Annotated in this window: 8 protein-coding genes; 4 read left to right on the forward strand and 4 right to left on the reverse strand. The window is 59.5% G+C overall.

The window, feature by feature from the left end:
* Positions 1-33: 33 nt before the first annotated feature.
* On the reverse strand, positions 34-1,860 hold the full coding sequence (locus LOC68_RS14230; protein WP_230219867.1) for a vWA domain-containing protein: 1,827 nt from the start codon (positions 1,858-1,860) through the stop codon (positions 34-36).
* A 96-nt stretch (positions 1,861-1,956) separates the two neighbouring features.
* The gene (locus tag LOC68_RS14235) at positions 1,957-3,426 is read right to left on the reverse strand and encodes a sulfatase (RefSeq protein ID WP_230219869.1); all 1,470 of its coding nucleotides are present in this window, start codon (positions 3,424-3,426) and stop codon (positions 1,957-1,959) included.
* A gap of 167 nt (positions 3,427-3,593) precedes the next feature.
* On the opposite strand from LOC68_RS14235, the gene LOC68_RS14240 reads away from it, so the two are divergent.
* Both LOC68_RS14240 and LOC68_RS14245 read left to right on the forward strand, forming a co-directional pair.
* Complete coding sequence (locus LOC68_RS14240; RefSeq protein WP_230219876.1) at positions 3,594-4,661, forward strand: hypothetical protein; 1,068 nt, start codon at positions 3,594-3,596, stop codon at positions 4,659-4,661.
* Between the two features lie 234 nt (positions 4,662-4,895).
* A complete protein-coding gene (locus LOC68_RS14245) occupies positions 4,896-7,019 on the forward strand; it encodes a hypothetical protein (RefSeq protein ID WP_230219878.1) in 2,124 nt (707 codons plus the stop codon).
* Positions 7,020-7,174: 155 nt separating this feature from the next.
* Here LOC68_RS14245 and LOC68_RS14250 read toward each other — a convergent pair whose 3' ends face one another.
* Complete coding sequence (locus tag LOC68_RS14250) at positions 7,175-11,353, reverse strand: c-type cytochrome (protein ID WP_230219880.1); 4,179 nt, start codon at positions 11,351-11,353, stop codon at positions 7,175-7,177.
* A gap of 212 nt (positions 11,354-11,565) precedes the next feature.
* Between LOC68_RS14250 and LOC68_RS14255 the strand changes: the two genes are divergently transcribed.
* Both LOC68_RS14255 and LOC68_RS14260 read left to right on the forward strand, forming a co-directional pair.
* The gene (locus tag LOC68_RS14255; protein ID WP_230219882.1) at positions 11,566-13,083 is read left to right on the forward strand and encodes a sulfatase family protein; all 1,518 of its coding nucleotides are present in this window, start codon (positions 11,566-11,568) and stop codon (positions 13,081-13,083) included.
* A 180-nt stretch (positions 13,084-13,263) separates the two neighbouring features.
* A complete protein-coding gene (locus LOC68_RS14260; protein ID WP_230219884.1) occupies positions 13,264-14,622 on the forward strand; it encodes a dipeptidase in 1,359 nt (452 codons plus the stop codon).
* 100 nt (positions 14,623-14,722) lie between these two features.
* Here LOC68_RS14260 and LOC68_RS14265 read toward each other — a convergent pair whose 3' ends face one another.
* Positions 14,723-15,943 (reverse strand): toxin-antitoxin system YwqK family antitoxin, encoded by a 1,221-nt coding sequence (locus tag LOC68_RS14265; protein ID WP_230219886.1) that lies wholly within the window; start codon positions 15,941-15,943, stop codon positions 14,723-14,725.
* Positions 15,944-16,228: the final 285 nt, after the last annotated feature.

Raw genomic sequence — 16,228 nt, forward strand, 5'->3', positions numbered from 1 at the left:
CGTCCTCTCACCCCGTTATAACGGAAGGCTTGCTTATTTCTTCAGCGTTTTCGTCGCTTGGACCAGCTTCAGGAACTCGCCCCGATAGCTGTCGTCGCCAACGTTGTTGCTGACCAGCTCGGTGATCTCGTCCAGATTCACTTTGGCGTCCTGTTCGTCCCCTCGCAACAGCATGCCGAACATCGCTACGCCGGTGGCGAATTGGAAGTCGCCGGTCGCTTCGCCAAAGCGATGTCCCGAATCTTTCACGGCGACCGACATCAGCGTGCTTTCGTCTTCGTCCGGCTGCTTGTAGCGAATCTTCAGCGTCAGCAGTTCGTCGCTATCGGCCGCTTCGGTCTTTTCGCGAGTCGACTGATACTTCAAATCGTCGACCTTGGCGGTCGAGACCGGCGACTCGACTGAGGCGGGAACGATTTCGTAGAAGGCGGTGACGCAGTGACCGGCGCCAATTTCGCCGGCGTCCTTCTTGTCGTCATTGAAGTCCTCGTTGGCGAGCACGCGGTTTTCGTACCCGACCAGGCGATAGGCCGAGACCTTGTTCGGGTTGAATTCGATTTGGATCTTCACATCCTTGGCGATCGTCGTCAGCGTGCCGCTCATCTGTTCGACCAGCACCTTTTTCGCTTCCTGCATCGTGTCGATAAACGCGTAGTTGCCGTTCGCTTTGCCCGACAGCTCTTCCATCATCGAGTCATTGTGGTTGCCGATGCCGAAGCCCATCACGCTGAGGAAGACGCCCGACTTCGCTTTTTCGGCCGCCATGGTGACCAGGTCGCTGGTGCTGGTGACGCCGACGTTGAAGTCGCCGTCCGTGCAAAGGATGACGCGATTGACGCCTCCTTTGATGAAGTTCTCCATCGCCGTTTGATAGGCGAGCGCGATCCCCTGACCGCCGTTGGTCGAACCGCCGGCTTGCAGACGATCGAGCGCTTCCATGATGGTCGACTTGTCGTCGCCGTTGGTGCTGTTGAGCACCATCCCAGCGGCGCCGGCGTAGACGACGATCGCAACTTTGTCATTTTCGCCCAGCTGATCGACCAGCAGCTTCATCCCTTGCTTTAGCAGCGGCAGTTTACGGGGATCATCCATCGAGCCCGAAACGTCGAGCAGAAAGACCAGGTTGCTCGCGGGGCGATTGGCGTTGTCGATCTCTTTTCCCTTGATGCCGATCCGCACCAATCGATGATCGGGGTTCCAAGGGCATGCGGCCACTTCCGTATTCGCCGCGAAAGGATGCTGGTCCGTGGGAGCCTGATAGTTGTACGTGAAGTAGTTGATCAACTCTTCCACGCGAACCGCCCCTTGCGGCGGCAGTTGGTTGTAGTCGACCAGGTAAGAGCGAATCTTCGAGTAGCTCGCGGTATCGACGTCGATCGAGAAGGTCGAAAGCGGCTCGTCCGCGACGGCGCGGAACGGATTGACTTCGACATGGGCGAACTTGTCGCCGCTCATCCCTGGACCTTCCCCTTGGCCTGGAACCGGAACAGGATTGTTCACGATCGCCGCTAAGGGCGCTTCTTCCGCGGCTGGTTGCATACCCGGTGCGCCCGCCGACATCTCGCGAGGCATTCGCCAATGCACGACGCCTCCCTCCGGCCCCGAAGCGACAGACGAGGCCGGGGTCGCCGCATAGGCGTTCTTCTTCGCTTCCGATTTCATATCGGAAACGGACATCGGCTCGAATTCCGCCATCTCTAGCTCGGTGATCGCTTCGTCCGTCTTCCCCGCGACCGCGCCGCTCGTGACGGCTACCGCGTCATCCTGCGGTTGCGGCCCGGAATTGTTGTCCGCGGTCGGTTGGCGGCATCCGCAGAGGGCCGCGAGAGCCAGCAGCAATACAAACTTCGAAACTCGCATCGGATTCTCCCTGGAATAGCTGGAGCTGCACCGACGCCAGAATCAGACGCGGGCAGAGGTTGTCTTGGTTCAACCAGCTAGACGAGAGATCCCCCGCTACGGTTTTTCAGATTTTTCCCGAGCCGCTTTTTTCGCCAGCAGCGCCGCGACCAAGTCAGGCTCGCTGGCAGCCAGGTTCTCGGTTGGGTCGGCCGACTTTTGCACGTCGTACAATTCGGTAATCGGCTCCTTTCCTTTCCCTTGCTTCATGATCAAACGATGCGTCGGCGAACGGATCGAAGTCGCTCCGCCCCAATAGCTTAGCGAAACGTCATGCACCTGATCGGCCTGGCCGCTCAGGATCGGCCGCAAGCTGACGCCGTCGAGCGAATGCGCCGTCTGCGTGAAGCTCGGATGGCAAAGGTCAACCAGCGTCGGATAGAGATCGATCGAATCGACCAAGGCGTCGCTAACAACGCCCGGCTTGGTGACGCCGGGAACGCGCAAGATGAGCGTACTGTTGAGCGTTCGCTCATACGGCGCATGCTTCCCCCAAATCGCCGACTCGCCTAAATGCCAACCATGATCGCCCCAGACGATCACAATCGTATCTTCCGCCAGATCCAATCGATCAAGTTCGTCCAGCACTTTGCCGATCTGACGATCGACGTAGCGGACGCACGCGAGATAGGCTCGCTTGGCGGTCAGCGCATCTGCGGTCGCTAGCGGATTCGATTTTTCGTAAGGAGCGTCATACTTGTAGAACTCTCCGCTATTGTGCCAAAACGCCGACTTCGGCTTCTCTGGCGCCGTCGGCGGAGCGACGTCCAACTTGCTGATCGCTTCCCAGTCTTGCTTCGTCGCAACGAACGGCAGATGCGGCTTGATGAATCCAACGCCGAGGAAGAACGGCTCTTTCCGCGCTTTCAACTCGCCCAGCGATTTGATCGCCGCATTGGCCAGCATTCCGTCCGGCAGATCTTCGTCGCGCGTCGCGGTGAACTCCATCAAGTCTTTGCGGCCCGTTCCATCTTCGCGATGGCTTCCCCCTTCATAACCAAAGAAGACGCCCCAGCCGCGCTTCCAAGGTCCATACGGCGTGGCGAGTTCATCCCAAGCCCCAGGCAACTCGTCGCGACCATCTCCCTTGCCGTTGTACTCAAACACTTTTCCATCGGCGGTGTGCGAGATCTTCCCGATGCAAACGGTGTGATAACCGCTGCGGCGGAACAGCTCAGGCATCGTTTGCGCGCCAGGCAATTGTTCTGGCGACAGTTTGTTCTTACCGGCGTAGAAGGCGGTGTTCGCCAAAGCGCTAGTCTTCGCTGGACTTCGTCCCGTCAGCAAAGAGAACCGCGACGCGCCGCAGGTCGGCACTTGCACATAGTGATTGCGGAACAACATCCCTTCCGCCGCCAACTTGTCCAAGTGGGGACTCTCGACGTACGGCAGCCCATAACAGCCAAGCTCGGTCCGCAGATCGTCGACCGCGATCAGCAGGACATTGGGTTGTTTTTCCGCCCCCCAAAGCGACGAGGCGAACAGGAGCGTAACGACGAGCGGCAGGACAGACAGGCGTGAAAACATGCGAGACTCCGCAGCATGGTGGGACCGAAGGGTTCCGCTATCTTAGTCAAATTGTCAACGAAAGTCGCGGAGCAGGGGGGGATGCACCCGGAAACGCTTGTAGGAAGGGGAAAGAGCGCGTAGAGTTGAGCGGCGCCGTTGTTTTTTTCGCCGCAAGAGCTGACGCCATGACGACCAAATTTATCGACTCATTGATCGCCAACCCGATCGGCGCCTATCCGGCGGCGACCGTCGCTTGTTTCGATCCAACCCGCGGCGATTTGCCCCGCCGCCAACTCGATCCGGAGCGTCTAGTCGCCTATCTCGAAAACTTGTCGCATGCCGGCGCCGGCGCGGTGCTGCTCGCCGCTTCAACCGGACAAGGACATCTGCGAACCGTCGACGAATTGGCCGAGTGGTTTGCCGCCGCCGGCAACGCGAAGGTCGGCCCGATGGTGAAGATGGCGCTGCTGCGTCCCGAGGATGGCGAAGAGGCGAACGCGCGGCTGCTCGACATTCTGGTCGAACAAGAGATCCCAGTCGTCTTCATTCGCCCCGGGACGAACTTGCCGTCCGGCGCCTCGGACCACGACGTCGTTGAGAACATGGCGCCGCTGCTGAAACAAGCGGCCGACGCCGGTCGCGCGATCGGCGTTTACTCCATCTCTGACGTCAGCGGCGTTCCGCTCACTGCTGCCGCGACCGAACAACTTCTCTACAAGCCCGGCGGAGATCGGATCGTCGCCGCCAAGGTGACCGAAGCGGACTACGCCGCCAGCACGCAGCAGTATCTCGACAGCCCACAGCTGACGCGGCTGAAGATCGTGCAAGGCTGGGACCCGCATCTCGCGCAAGCGCTGCAAGACGGGCCGAAGTACGACATCGAAGGACGACAACGGGTCGGCGTCACCTCGGGCCCGATGTCGCTCGCCGTCTACCAATACAACTATTTGCTGAAAGCGGCCGCCGCGCAGCGCTGGAACGAAGTCGCCCAGTCGCAAGCCGCCGTCTCGACGATCTTCGCCGCGATGCAGGACGATCCCAACAAGTTCGCCGACCTACAACGCGCCAAAGTGATCATGGGACTCGGACAACCGCTGACCAGCGAAGTGACCGACGAGCAAATCAACCGCGTCTTCGAGGCGCTCGAAAGCCTCCCCCGCGGAGAAGACCGGCGCCGTCTGGCGTGGAGCCTCGACCTGATGGAAGATGGACCGTATCACGAACGGCTGATGGCGCTCGCCGCCGCGACGTAATCAGAATGTGTGATCGCGATGCAATACTAGCCCGAGGCGCAAGCCGAGGGAAAGTGGCCCCAAACTTCAAGAGAAGTCGCTTGGCTTCTGCATCCGGAATCGAAATAGAAGAACTTACGACGCACTACGATGCTTTCCCTCGGCTTGCGCATCGGGCTAGCATGTTAGTTGCTTGCAACCGCATTCCATCCGCTTCGCATCAGGCCAATTCCCACCCCGCCCAGGATCGATTCGATGAAGATAAAACTCGCGATCATCTGCGCCGCCATGTTGTGCGTTTCCGCCGTCAGCGCCGCCGAACCGCTGAATACGGTTACCGTTCAATTTGAGAACGAACTTCAGCCGACAGCCGCGGCAGGCATTGGCCCCGGGATGGATGTGTATCGCGATGGCGAGCATCTCTTCGTGCTTCAGCAAAAAAACCTGGCGATCCTTTCGATCAAGGATCCGGCTCGCCCCGTCGTGGTCGGAGAACTGAAGAACATCGGGAACCTTCGGCAAATTGTCGTCCAGGACGATGTCGCCTATATCACGGCGCGAGAAGACGGTCTGTTTGTCGTTGACGTTTCCAATCATGCCGCCCCGAAAATATTGTCTCACTACGACACGATTGAATTCGCGACCGGCATCGCTATCGAGGGGCATTTCGCGTTTGTCGCCCAACGCTGGTTCGGCGTAGAAATCATCGATATCTCGAATCCGCAGCAACTGCGTCACGTTTCCTCAGTGCGAGTAGGCGAAGCGCAGTCGTGCGTCGTTTCCGATGGCTACCTGTACGCTGGCGCCTGGGCGGAATGTCGCGTGGCGATTTGCGACGTTCGTAACCCGGCCGACCCGAAGCAGGTCGCCGAAGTCAAGCTGAACGGTCGCGGCGACGGTCTGTGCGTCGAAAACGGAGTTCTCTACGCAGCCTACGGACATCATCAGCCGGGAGCGAAACTTTCGCTGGAGGATCCACGCTACGGCGCCGGTAACGGAATGGACTTGTTCGACGTCTCCAATCCTGCCGAGCCGAAACCGTTGTCGCGCGTGCAGTTCGCATGGCGATACTATTACAGTTATCCGGATACCTGGCGGGTTAAACTCTCCTTTCCCTACGCCTATCTGTACCACACGCACAATGGCGTTTTCATCTTCGACGTTTCCAATCCCCGGCAGCCGAAAGAACTGGCCCAGATTCGCATTCCCCTTGCTCCGGGCGAGAAGGGTTTTCAAAAACTGAAGATGGAGGATCCCTCCGGCACGCGTCCCAAGGCTTTACCGTTCGACCCGGAAAAAGTTTGCTACAGTCCGGTTTGCGGATTGGAAGCGGTCGACGGTTACTTGTATTTCACCGGGCTCTTTTCCGATTTGCATCTGCTGAAGAGCGATTTCGCCAAGGCGCCGGTCGACGCGAACGACGACGCAAGTCTAACCGCCAGCGGCGACTTCTACGCCCCCGAACAACTGGCCTCCTTTGACCTCAAGAATCTCGCCGTCTATCGCCCAGGCGGGCAGGTTTACGCGGCCGTCGAGAGCGACGGATACATCTACGCTGCCTGCGGATCCGATGGCATCGCGGTGCTTAACGAACAATTGGAGCTCCAGAAAAAATACCCAACTACCGGCTTCGCCATGGACGTCCAGTTGCTCGGCGACAAATTATTCGCCGCCCAAGGCTCGGAAGGCCTGGTCTGCTACAACGTCAACGGCGCCGTCCTCGAGAAGGCAGGCGCGTATCAAACCAATCAATCGATCCGACAGGTTCGCGTCGCCCCCAATGGCAAGTTCGCCGTCGTCCATGCCGGCGGAGGAGGTTACGAGATTCTTGACGTCTCGAACCCGAGCGACATCCGTCTGGCGAAGAAGGAACTTGGTTGGGGCGGGCTCGTCTATTACCGCCAACTCTGCAACGGCTTCATCGCCGACAACGTCCTCTGCGGGACCTGGTGCGGCGGTCGTACGTTCATGTCCGACTTGAGCGGTGACAAACCGACGAATCTGCCCGATCCAATCGGCCTGTTACCAGACATGCAACGGGGCGGCTACGCTTCCTCCGGAAATTACGCCCTGTTAACCCGCGGCGGTGGATATTCGCTCTACCAGCCGCTCAAAGAAGGTGAGTACGACTTCGACCTTCCCATCTATCGAATTCAAGGGGGCCCCAATTTTTACGGCAAGCCGACCGTTCGCGGCGACGTCCTGGTTGCCTGCAATCGGATCGACGGAGACGTCACACTTGTCGACATTAGAGATCCGCAGAAGCCAAAGCTGATTCGCCAGTTCAAGCTGCGCGGCAATCCGGACCTCGCCTATATCGGCAAGGACTATGTCTTGATTCCGGCCGGTCGCCAAGGATTGATCAAATTCGAGCTTTGACGCGAGCGCGCTTCGCAAATACTTGTAGGCTGGGTCGAGACCCAGCACTTGCGAACGTTGCGTACTGCGCTGGGTCTCGACCCAGCCTACGGAAGATTGAATTGCCGACCGCATTCATGGCCACGTAAGATCGTGGCCATGGCGCCCAAGCAAATCTACTTCTTCGGAATCACGCCTAACGTGTAGTGCGCTTCGGCCGGGAACAGCTTCTTTCCTTCGCCGGCGACCGACGGATCAATGTGCAGTTCATAGACGAACCCAGCTCGTAGTTCCGGCAACCTTAGGCGAACTTCCTTCTTGTCGGCGCTGACTTCAATCGCGTCAATGATCTCCGGTCGCGAGTCGATATCGTCGCCGCCGTAGGCCGGGGTCGATTCTCGGCGATAAGAGTTAAGCGTATAGTTCGACTTGTCGGCGCCTTTTGGGGCGTCGATCGGCTGCGTGAAGCGAACGAGAAAGCCGTCGCTCGTGGCGCAAACTTCATCGACGCCGCTCGGCATTTCCTGCTGCAGCGGCAGCATCGTGACGAGCGAGCCGACGTTGGCGCCGCCCCCCCAACCGCCGTCGCGCATGTTGCCGATCACCAGTTCGCCGCTCGGCGACACCGCGCAGACGACCGGTCCCAGCAGCGCGTTCTTCACCTCGTCGCCGGGGTCGTAGGTGAACGGATAGATCGCGCCTTGGATCACGCCGTCGACATGATCCAGACTCATCCGGACCAACCGCCGCGTGTCATACTCGCAGCCAATCAGATCCCCTTCAAACGGCCCGAAGGCGTTCGGCACGTTCGGCGGCGATTCGAGGAAGCAAATGCCGTTGACGCTGCGCGTCCAGGGATGCGGAATCGCGATCGCCGGCGGGGTCTCTTCCGGCGCAAAGCCCGGCTTTCGATCAATCTTGTTGATGAACCCGTAACGCTTGCCGGGGATGATGTGGTTCAATTCGTTGAACGGGTTGTAGTTCCCCTGGTTGTCCGTAACGAACAGTTCCCCTTCCTTGTTCCGAGCGATGCCGATCGGGAAGCGATGCCCGGCCGTCAATTGCTCGATCGTGAAATAACTCGGGTCATCGGCAGTCGGCTCGCGCGGGATCAATTTCATCACCACGCCACGCCACTTGGCGGCGACTTCCGAGCGACCATCTTGCTGACAAGCGGTGGCGATGTAGTAGTTGCCGTCGGCGTCGCGCGGCAGCCCCATCGTCCAGTCGTGATAGTCGGTGGTATGTCCCCAACCGTCGACCAACGTTTCGACGCGGCTGACTCCGCCAGCGTTGTCATAAAAGATGCGAAGCAGCGCATACTTGTTGGTGACGTCGAGATAGCCGTCATATGCGGCCAGGCCAAACGGCGCCGCCAGTTCGACATCAAGCGGAATCAGCGTCTCCCGTTTTCCATCACCATCCGCATCACGGACCAGCCAGATCCTTCCCTTCAGCGAAGCGACCACCATGTCGCCATTGGGGCTCCACGCAATCGCCGTCGGCATCAGCTCGACCGTCAGCGGCAAACGCTCAGCCGACCAACCCGGCGTGATCGAAAGCTCGGCCGCTTCCGCGATCGCCGGCTCATTTTGCGGGCGAGGCAAATAACGATCGGCCGGTAGGCCCGAGAGATAACGAGCGGAGAAATTCGCTTCGCTCTTCTGCGGAGTGATCTGCACGATACCGGACGAGAGGAGCTTCGCGTCGCCGCCGACCGAAATGATCAGTTGCTTCTTCGCCAGCGTTAGCGAGTCGCCGCTGATCTCGGCGGTTGGCGCCTGTTTCGAATCGACCAGCCGCATCGCCAACTGGTACCCTTCCGGCATGCCCTTTACCTGGAAGCTGCGGACGAAGCCATGTTTCCCTTGCTCATCCCAGATCGGCGTGACCGTCTGCTGCACCACGATCGTCTGCGCATCGTCCTTGCCGAACTTCAGCCGATAGTCGGCCGTGATTCCGCCGTCGCTGTTGCGCCGCCAACGGTCGAAACTGGTGATGAACTGCCCGGTCCGCTGTGGCACCAGCGTTTTGCCATCCGGTCCAACCAGCGCCAGTTCGGGCGAATCGTCGAGTTCCGTCAATAGCTCAGCGCCCCCCAGTTCCCAGAACCAGGTTTTTCCTTCGCTTCGTTCGTACGCCGCATCTCCCAGCGTCCAATTCGCCAGCCGTCCCGTCTCGAGATCGAACAGCACGTTGTGACGATTCGGCAAGCCGACCAGCAGCGGCTTGATGAATTGCTTCTTGTGATCGACGTCGCGGAGGACGTCGGTCAGGATCAGCGCGGTTTGATTGTCGGCCGCGATGCCGCTCCGCCGCGCGATGCGAACCGGGTTCGGCTTGGGCGGCTGGAAGCCCGGCGTATTGAGCACTTGCCAGACGGCGGCCAGCTGATCGTCGATCTCGTCATGCAGCACGCCGCTGACCGGAACAGTGACGCTCGGCATTTCCATCTGCGGCACAATCCGGGCCGGCTTCCGCACCCAGCGATCGAACCAATCGCGGCGGATTCGGTTGCCCAGCATCGACAATGTCGGCCCCTTGGCGTTCAGCGGCGCATCGGACGGAATCCAATCGCCGACTTGATGGCAACTGGTGCAGTTGAAACCTTCGCCCCCGACCAACCGCTGGCCGGCGACAGCCAGCGCCGCCGGATCAACTTCCGACGGCCGACCGACCAGCGGATGCTCCGGAATTCGATCTTGTTCAACCAGATAGTCCTTCACCGCCGTCAGCTCGTCATCGCTCAAGCGGAACCGCGGCATCTGCACTTTCAGCCAAGGACGATGGACCGGGTCTTTGCGGAGAATAATGTCGATCAGGGCCGCGTCATGCAGTTTGTCGCCGACGCTGTTGAGCGACGGCGGCAACAACGTCGGCAGCACGGCGTTCAATGCCGAATCGCCAGTCGCGGCTTGCGTTGCGATCGGCGCCAGCCCCTTGCCGATGCCGCGGGCATGACACGACAAACAGTTCCGTTCACGCACGATCTGGGCGCCGGTAACGTCTTTCGCGGCGACCTGCCGAACCGGCGCCTTCTCACGCAAATAGGCTTTGATCGCCTCTTGCTCTTCGCCTCCGAAGGCGTAGCCTGGATGTTTTTCCGCTTCAGGCGCCGCCAGACAAGCTTCGCGCCACAGACTGCCGCCGGTCAGGGCCGGAAGCGCTTTGCGTTTGCCATCCTTTAAATCGCCCGGCAAGCGGTGACATGCGTCGCAGCGATTCGCGAGGATCAGCTCGCGCCCTTGCTTGATTTTCAGTTCGCTTTGCTTCTGCTGCGGCGTCGAGGCGAGTTTTCCCGAGGACGTTAGGGTCGCCAGGTAAGCGGCCAGATGATTACGTGATTCGCCGTCGATCTGATAGACCGGCATCCGGTGATCGGCGTTCAGTGCGGCCGGGTTTTCGAGCCACTTGGCGAAGAAATGGGGGGGACGCTTTGCCGCGATGTCGCTCAAGTCGCCGCCGCTGAAAGGACCTGCCGCCCCTAGTTCGCCGACGCGATGACAGGCCAAACAACCGAGCGACTCAAACATTCGTTTCCCGGTACCAACGTTTCCCTTCTTGTCGGGCTTGCTCTTTTCGCCCACCCCTTCCGATTCGGCGATCAGATAGGCGGCGATCGCTTCAGCGTCGTCCATACGCAGGTTGTAGTGGGGCATCTTGCGCGTCGACGAATCTCCTTCGCTCGTCGCCGTCGTCAGACGTTCCACGATCCACGGCTGCGACAAATTGCCGGCGACGCGATTGAGCGCCGGCGCTGGAAGTTCGGTCGTGCGATCTCCCCCATGGCAAGCGGCGCAGCGATGCGCGCGGACCAGATCGCGGCCAACGTTAAACGGTTGCTCGAACGTGTCGTCGATTTCGTGGAAGTACCACTCCGGCGTGATCGGCTCGAGACCAAAGTCCGGACCAGTCCAGTAGATCGCGATCTGCGCGTTGGGCGAGGTCTTAGTGAAGTCGACTTGAAACGGATGCCAATCGAACTTCAGGTCGATCGGCTTGGCAGTTAGCCACGAAGGGGTCTTCGCTTCGGCGTCGAGGACCACCTCGTCTTCGATCTGAATACGGACCTTTCCTTGGGCGTAGACGTACAGCGTGTACGGCCCTGGCGTCTTCGACAGCAGCAGCCCATCCCAATGGACGGAGAACTTGTCTCCCGTCAGACGGGGATCGGGGGACGCGGCGCCGTAATGAAACGCAATCTGCGAATCGATCCGACGACACTTCGATCCGTCGGCCGAAACGTAGTCGGCGATCAAACCGGAGGCGAATTCGTCTTCAAACTGCGCCGCGGCGCTCGAAACCAGGCACAAAACGAGCAGACCGGCGGCGGCGAGAATGCGATGGAGTGGCATGAAAGACCGCAATCCAGGATGGAAGGGAAGAAGGATTCAGGGCGATTCCAGTCTACTGCGCCGCCCGGCAATTTCCAGTTGATATCTCGTGATATGTAGAACAAATATCCCGCCCGAAAACGGGTAAATTCGCAAAGAGGTTCGGCTTGAGCTAGACTATCGAGCGATGGTTCGCCCCAACTTCTTGAATCCTCGCCGATAATGAGCATCCCATGAAGCGCATTCCCCCCGCATTTGCCCTGCTAGCCGCACTGCTGTTCTCCGGCGTCGCCGCGGCCGCCGACAAGCCGAACATTCTGTTCATCATGTCGGACGATCACGCCTACAACGCCCTAAGCTGTTACGGCAGCAAGATCAACAAAACGCCCAATCTCGATCGCATCGCCAACGAAGGGATGCGTTTCGACAACTGCATGGTCACCAATTCGATCTGCGGTCCCTGCCGCGCGGTGATCCTGACCGGCAAGTACAGCCATTTGAATGGTTTCATCGACAACCGCAGCCGCTTCAACGGCAAGCAACTGACCTATCCGAAATTGCTGCAGAAGGCGGGCTATCAAACGGCCGTCGTCGGAAAGTGGCACCTGGTCAGCGATCCAACCGGCTTCGACTATTGGGAAGTGCTGCAAGGACAGGGTCCCTACTACAACCCGAAGATGCTGTCGAGCAACGGCGTTCATGATTACACCGGCTACACGACCGACATCATCACCGACCTGGCCCTCACCTGGCTGAAAGAGACCCGCGATCCGAACAAGCCGTTCCTACTGGTCTATCAGCATAAGGCGCCGCATCGCAATTGGCAGCCTGGTCCCAAGTACCTGAACATGTACGACGGCGAGACGATTCCGGAACCAGAAACGTTGTTCGACGACTACGAAAACCGCGCTTCGCCGGCCGGAGAGCAAGAGATGACGATCGCGCGTCACTTGTCGCCTGACGATCTGAAGCTGACCCCGCCGCGCAACCTGACGAAGGAACAACTGGCGACCTGGAACGCCGCTTACGAACCGAAGAACAAAGAGTTTGAAGCGGCCAAGCTGACCGGCGACGACCTGGTTCGCTGGAAGTACCAGCGTTATATCAAGGACTATCTCCGCTGCGTCGCTTCGGTCGACGACAACGTCGGTCGCGTCCTCGATTACCTCGACGAGTCAGGCTTGGCCGAAAACACGATCGTCGTCTACACCTCGGACCAGAGCTTCTACCTCGGCGAACATGGCTGGTACGACAAACGCTGGATGTACGAAGAGTCGTTCCGCACGCCGCTGATGGTTCGCTGGCCGAAGAAGATCAAAGCCGGCACGACCAATGACGCGCTGGTGATGAATCTCGACTTCGCCGAAACCTTCCTCGACGCCGCCGGCTTGCCGATTCCGGCTGAAATGCAGGGACGCAGCTTCCTGCCGATGTTGGAAGGGAAGGAGATTCCCGATTGGCGAAAATCGGTCTACTACCACTACTACGAGTATCCGCAGCCGCATCGCGTCGCGCCGCATTACGGCGTCCGCAACGCGCGCTACAAGCTGATCCATTTCTACAACACGGACGAATGGGAACTGTTCGACCTGGAAAACGATCCGCACGAACTGATGAGCGTCTACGACGATTCGGAGTACGCGGAAATCAAGAACGAGCTGAAAGCCGAACTGAACGAACTTCGGAAGAAGTATGAAGATGACGGCACCGTCGTCCAGTTCGACAAAGAAGGAAACGTGAAGAAGTCGTAGCTTCCGTTTCGATCGCTGAAAACGAGACCAGGGCGCCCTTTGCGGCGCCCTGCGTCGTTTCTTGCCAGGCTTTCCGTTAGAACTCGGCGGCGAATCGACTATCATACGGAAAGTCGGGTTCCCCATCCGGCCGCCGATTCTTCGGCTCAAAATCCCACCTCCTCCAGTTTGGCAGACGCGATGACGACCGACCGTCGAACCCCTTCCTGCTCTCGTCGTAAGTTTCTCTCGCTGGCCGTCGCCTCAGCGGCGGTCGCAGGAGTCCGACCTCTTTTCGCAGCGCAAAACTCGGCCGCGCGCGATCCGCTCCTTCTTTCGCAAAACCCGGTGATCGTACGTGCGCGGGAAAGCGGCCTGGAGGTCCTTAAACCGACGCCGGCCGAGTTGGAAGCTGGCTTGACGCTCCACCGGCAATCGCTCGTGTTCGATGCTTATGGTTTCGCTCCGCGCGCGGCGCTCGATGCGCCCCGCATGACCGCCGCCATCGAAGCCGGCGCCTCCGACGTCGAAATGCAAGACTTACGCGAAGATCTGAGCATGACCCAGGCGACGGTCGATCCCGCCGAACATGCTGAGTTCGTCGAAGCGATGCAATGCAGCGGCGTAACCGCGATCTTTCAAAACGCCGGCGAGGAAGGGCAGGACCCACTGCGGCTGATGAAGCGACTCGCCCGCTTTACCTATCTGACCGATCGCATGCGCGGCGTGCTGATGCGAGCGACCGTTCCGGCCGACATCGAAACGGCCCAGCGCGCCGGCCAGCATTGTCTTTATCTGACCGGCAACGGCGTCCCGCTGCCGGCGACCTGGATCAGCGTTGAAGAGGAGCTAGGCTACGTTCGCCTCTTCTACCAGTTGGGCGTACGGATGATGCACGTTACCTACAACCGGCGAAATCTGTTGGGGGACGGTTGTGCGGAAACGGCCAACGGCGGGCTCAGCGATTTCGGTCGCGCCGCGATCGCCGAGATGAATCGGGTCGGCGTGATCGTCGACGTCGCCCACAGCGGCTGGAAAACGAGTCTCGAAGCGGCTCAAACGTCGCAAAAGCCAATGGTCGCCAGCCACACGGTATGCGCCGGCCTGCGAGACCACATCCGCGCCAAACCGGACGAAGTGATCAAGGCGATCTGCGATACCGGCGGCCTGATCGGGATCTGTTGGATTCCGACGTTTCTGGGCGGCAGCGGCGACATTGCGGCGCTGCTCGATCATATCGACTACGCGGTGAAGCGTTTCGGCGTCGACCATGTCGCTATCGGTACCGACGTCGCCCACTCGTCGCAGCACGCCGGCAAAGCGAATCAAGCGATTCCGAAACAGCCGCACTACCGACGACGCTACGAGGCGCTCTGGCCGGATGGCGCCCTGGGAGGACACTGGCCCCGATCGGCAAGTTTGGGCTGGACCAATTGGCCGCTGGTAACGGTCGGCCTGGTTCAACGAGGCTACAAAGAGGAAGAGATCCGCAAGATTCTTGGCCAAAACATGCTGCGCGTCTGTCGCGCCCAAACCAACGCCGAGCTGACGAACGAATAGCGGCGCGCAAAAAAATCCCTCGTTCGGCATGGCGTGCGAACGAGGGATTTATGAATTCAAAGGCATTGCGGAATCGCCGCGTGGCCGATCCAGCCGTCGACTAGCGTCGGGGCAGCGGATTCAGGATCGGCAACGACGCTTCTTGCGGATGAAGCAACGACGGTTCGTCCAATTCCTTCGCTTCGAGTTCAACTTGCTTCGGCTCGCTGGTAGCGACGCCGTCTTGTTCTTCCATCTCTTCGACCATCGGCTCCCCATCTTCGTCGGTGATGACGATCATCGGGGGTTCGTCGATGCTCGTGATTCCTTCGTCAGCGGCGGCGCCCGGATAATCTTGCGAGCTCGCGACGCGGCCGTCCGGATTCCAGCTCATCCAATGTCCGACCTGAACGCCGTCTTTGAAGGCGCCGTCGGTCTTCTTCAGACCGTTTTCGTGCCACCAGAGCCAGCGACCATCTTCTTTGCCGGAAACGTACGAGCCTTGGATCGCTTTCTGACCGTTCGGGTACCACCAGATGAACCGGCCGACCGGCACGTCGAATTCATATTCCCCTTCGACCTGAATCTGACCGTTGGAGTAATAGGTGATCCACTTGCCGTGACGTTCGTCTTTGCCTTGCGGTTCATAGACGGCCAGTTGGGCGTCCCACCAGCTGTCTTGGGACTTGGCGATCTGCGGAGCGTGAAGGTAAACCCCTTCGCTCTTCTTGCGGCCGCCCTTCTCCTGATCGACTTTCGCGGCCAGTTTTCGGCCTTTGATGTACATCGAACGGCTCGGCTGCTTAGCGCCCCGAGCGTATTCCAGCACTTCGCCGTCGAGCAAACCGTTTACATAGTTCGCTTCCTGCAGCTTCGTGCCGTCGACGTTGTAGAAGTTTGCCGGTCCGTGACGTTCGCCGTCGACGAAGCTCACTTCCATGATGATTCGCTGATTGGCGTCATGGATGCCCCACACGCCGTGCAGTTCCCCTTCCTTGAAGCTCGCAGTCGAGACGAATGGAGGCTTGAACTGGTTGAACGGCGCCGTCCGAAAAATGTTCGACTCGCCGCCGCGATACCATCGCGACCAGACGCCGTCCCGCTTGTTCTGCACATATTGGCCCTCGGCGAGCATCGTTCCGCTTTCGTCCAGATGCTTCCAATAGCCGTGATTTACGAAATTCCCTTCGTCATCCTGCGTCACTTCCCGTTCGATCTTGATCGAGGCGTTGGGGTAACGCTCTTGGATGAGTTCGACGTCGCCCATTCCGGCTTGAGCCGGCGAGCATAGCGCGACGCAACCCAGCAGGGCCCACGCAGTCGCGTTCATCGTTCGTCGCATTTTGCACTCCTTTGCATTTGATCGTTCGTGAGGGGCGTCTATCATCGCTCTCGGTCTGTCGACCTCTCCCTGGTCGACGATGCGGACGAGACGTTTCCCTCGGCGCCCGTCTCTTGACTCCAGTCATCCTGGGATGACCGCCCCATCAAGATTCGTCCTGATTTCTGTTTCGACGCGATCGGTAGGAATTTTCATTTCGTTCCGCTCCAGACGAATTAGCCGCAAAAGCGCAACGCTTCGACTGACCGTTACGAATTACCGCATCCGATCCAAACTGCCAGCCAG

Source organism: Blastopirellula sediminis (genome assembly GCF_020966755.1).
In the GTDB taxonomy this organism is placed as follows: domain Bacteria; phylum Planctomycetota; class Planctomycetia; order Pirellulales; family Pirellulaceae; genus Blastopirellula; species Blastopirellula sediminis.

What these genes read in the sequence shown, in the direction of transcription:
- LOC68_RS14230 (WP_230219867.1), bottom strand. Translation starts at nt 1,860, where the DNA reads ATGCGAGTTTCGAAGTTTGTATTGCTGCTGGCTCTCGCGGCCCTCTGC.
- LOC68_RS14235 (WP_230219869.1), bottom strand. Translation starts at nt 3,426, where the DNA reads ATGTTTTCACGCCTGTCTGTCCTGCCGCTCGTCGTTACGCTCCTGTTC.
- LOC68_RS14240 (WP_230219876.1), top strand. Translation starts at nt 3,594, where the DNA reads ATGACGACCAAATTTATCGACTCATTGATCGCCAACCCGATCGGCGCC.
- LOC68_RS14245 (WP_230219878.1), top strand. Translation starts at nt 4,896, where the DNA reads ATGAAGATAAAACTCGCGATCATCTGCGCCGCCATGTTGTGCGTTTCC.
- LOC68_RS14250 (WP_230219880.1), bottom strand. Translation starts at nt 11,353, where the DNA reads ATGCCACTCCATCGCATTCTCGCCGCCGCCGGTCTGCTCGTTTTGTGC.
- LOC68_RS14255 (WP_230219882.1), top strand. Translation starts at nt 11,566, where the DNA reads ATGAAGCGCATTCCCCCCGCATTTGCCCTGCTAGCCGCACTGCTGTTC.
- LOC68_RS14260 (WP_230219884.1), top strand. Translation starts at nt 13,264, where the DNA reads ATGACGACCGACCGTCGAACCCCTTCCTGCTCTCGTCGTAAGTTTCTC.
- LOC68_RS14265 (WP_230219886.1), bottom strand. Translation starts at nt 15,943, where the DNA reads ATGCGACGAACGATGAACGCGACTGCGTGGGCCCTGCTGGGTTGCGTC.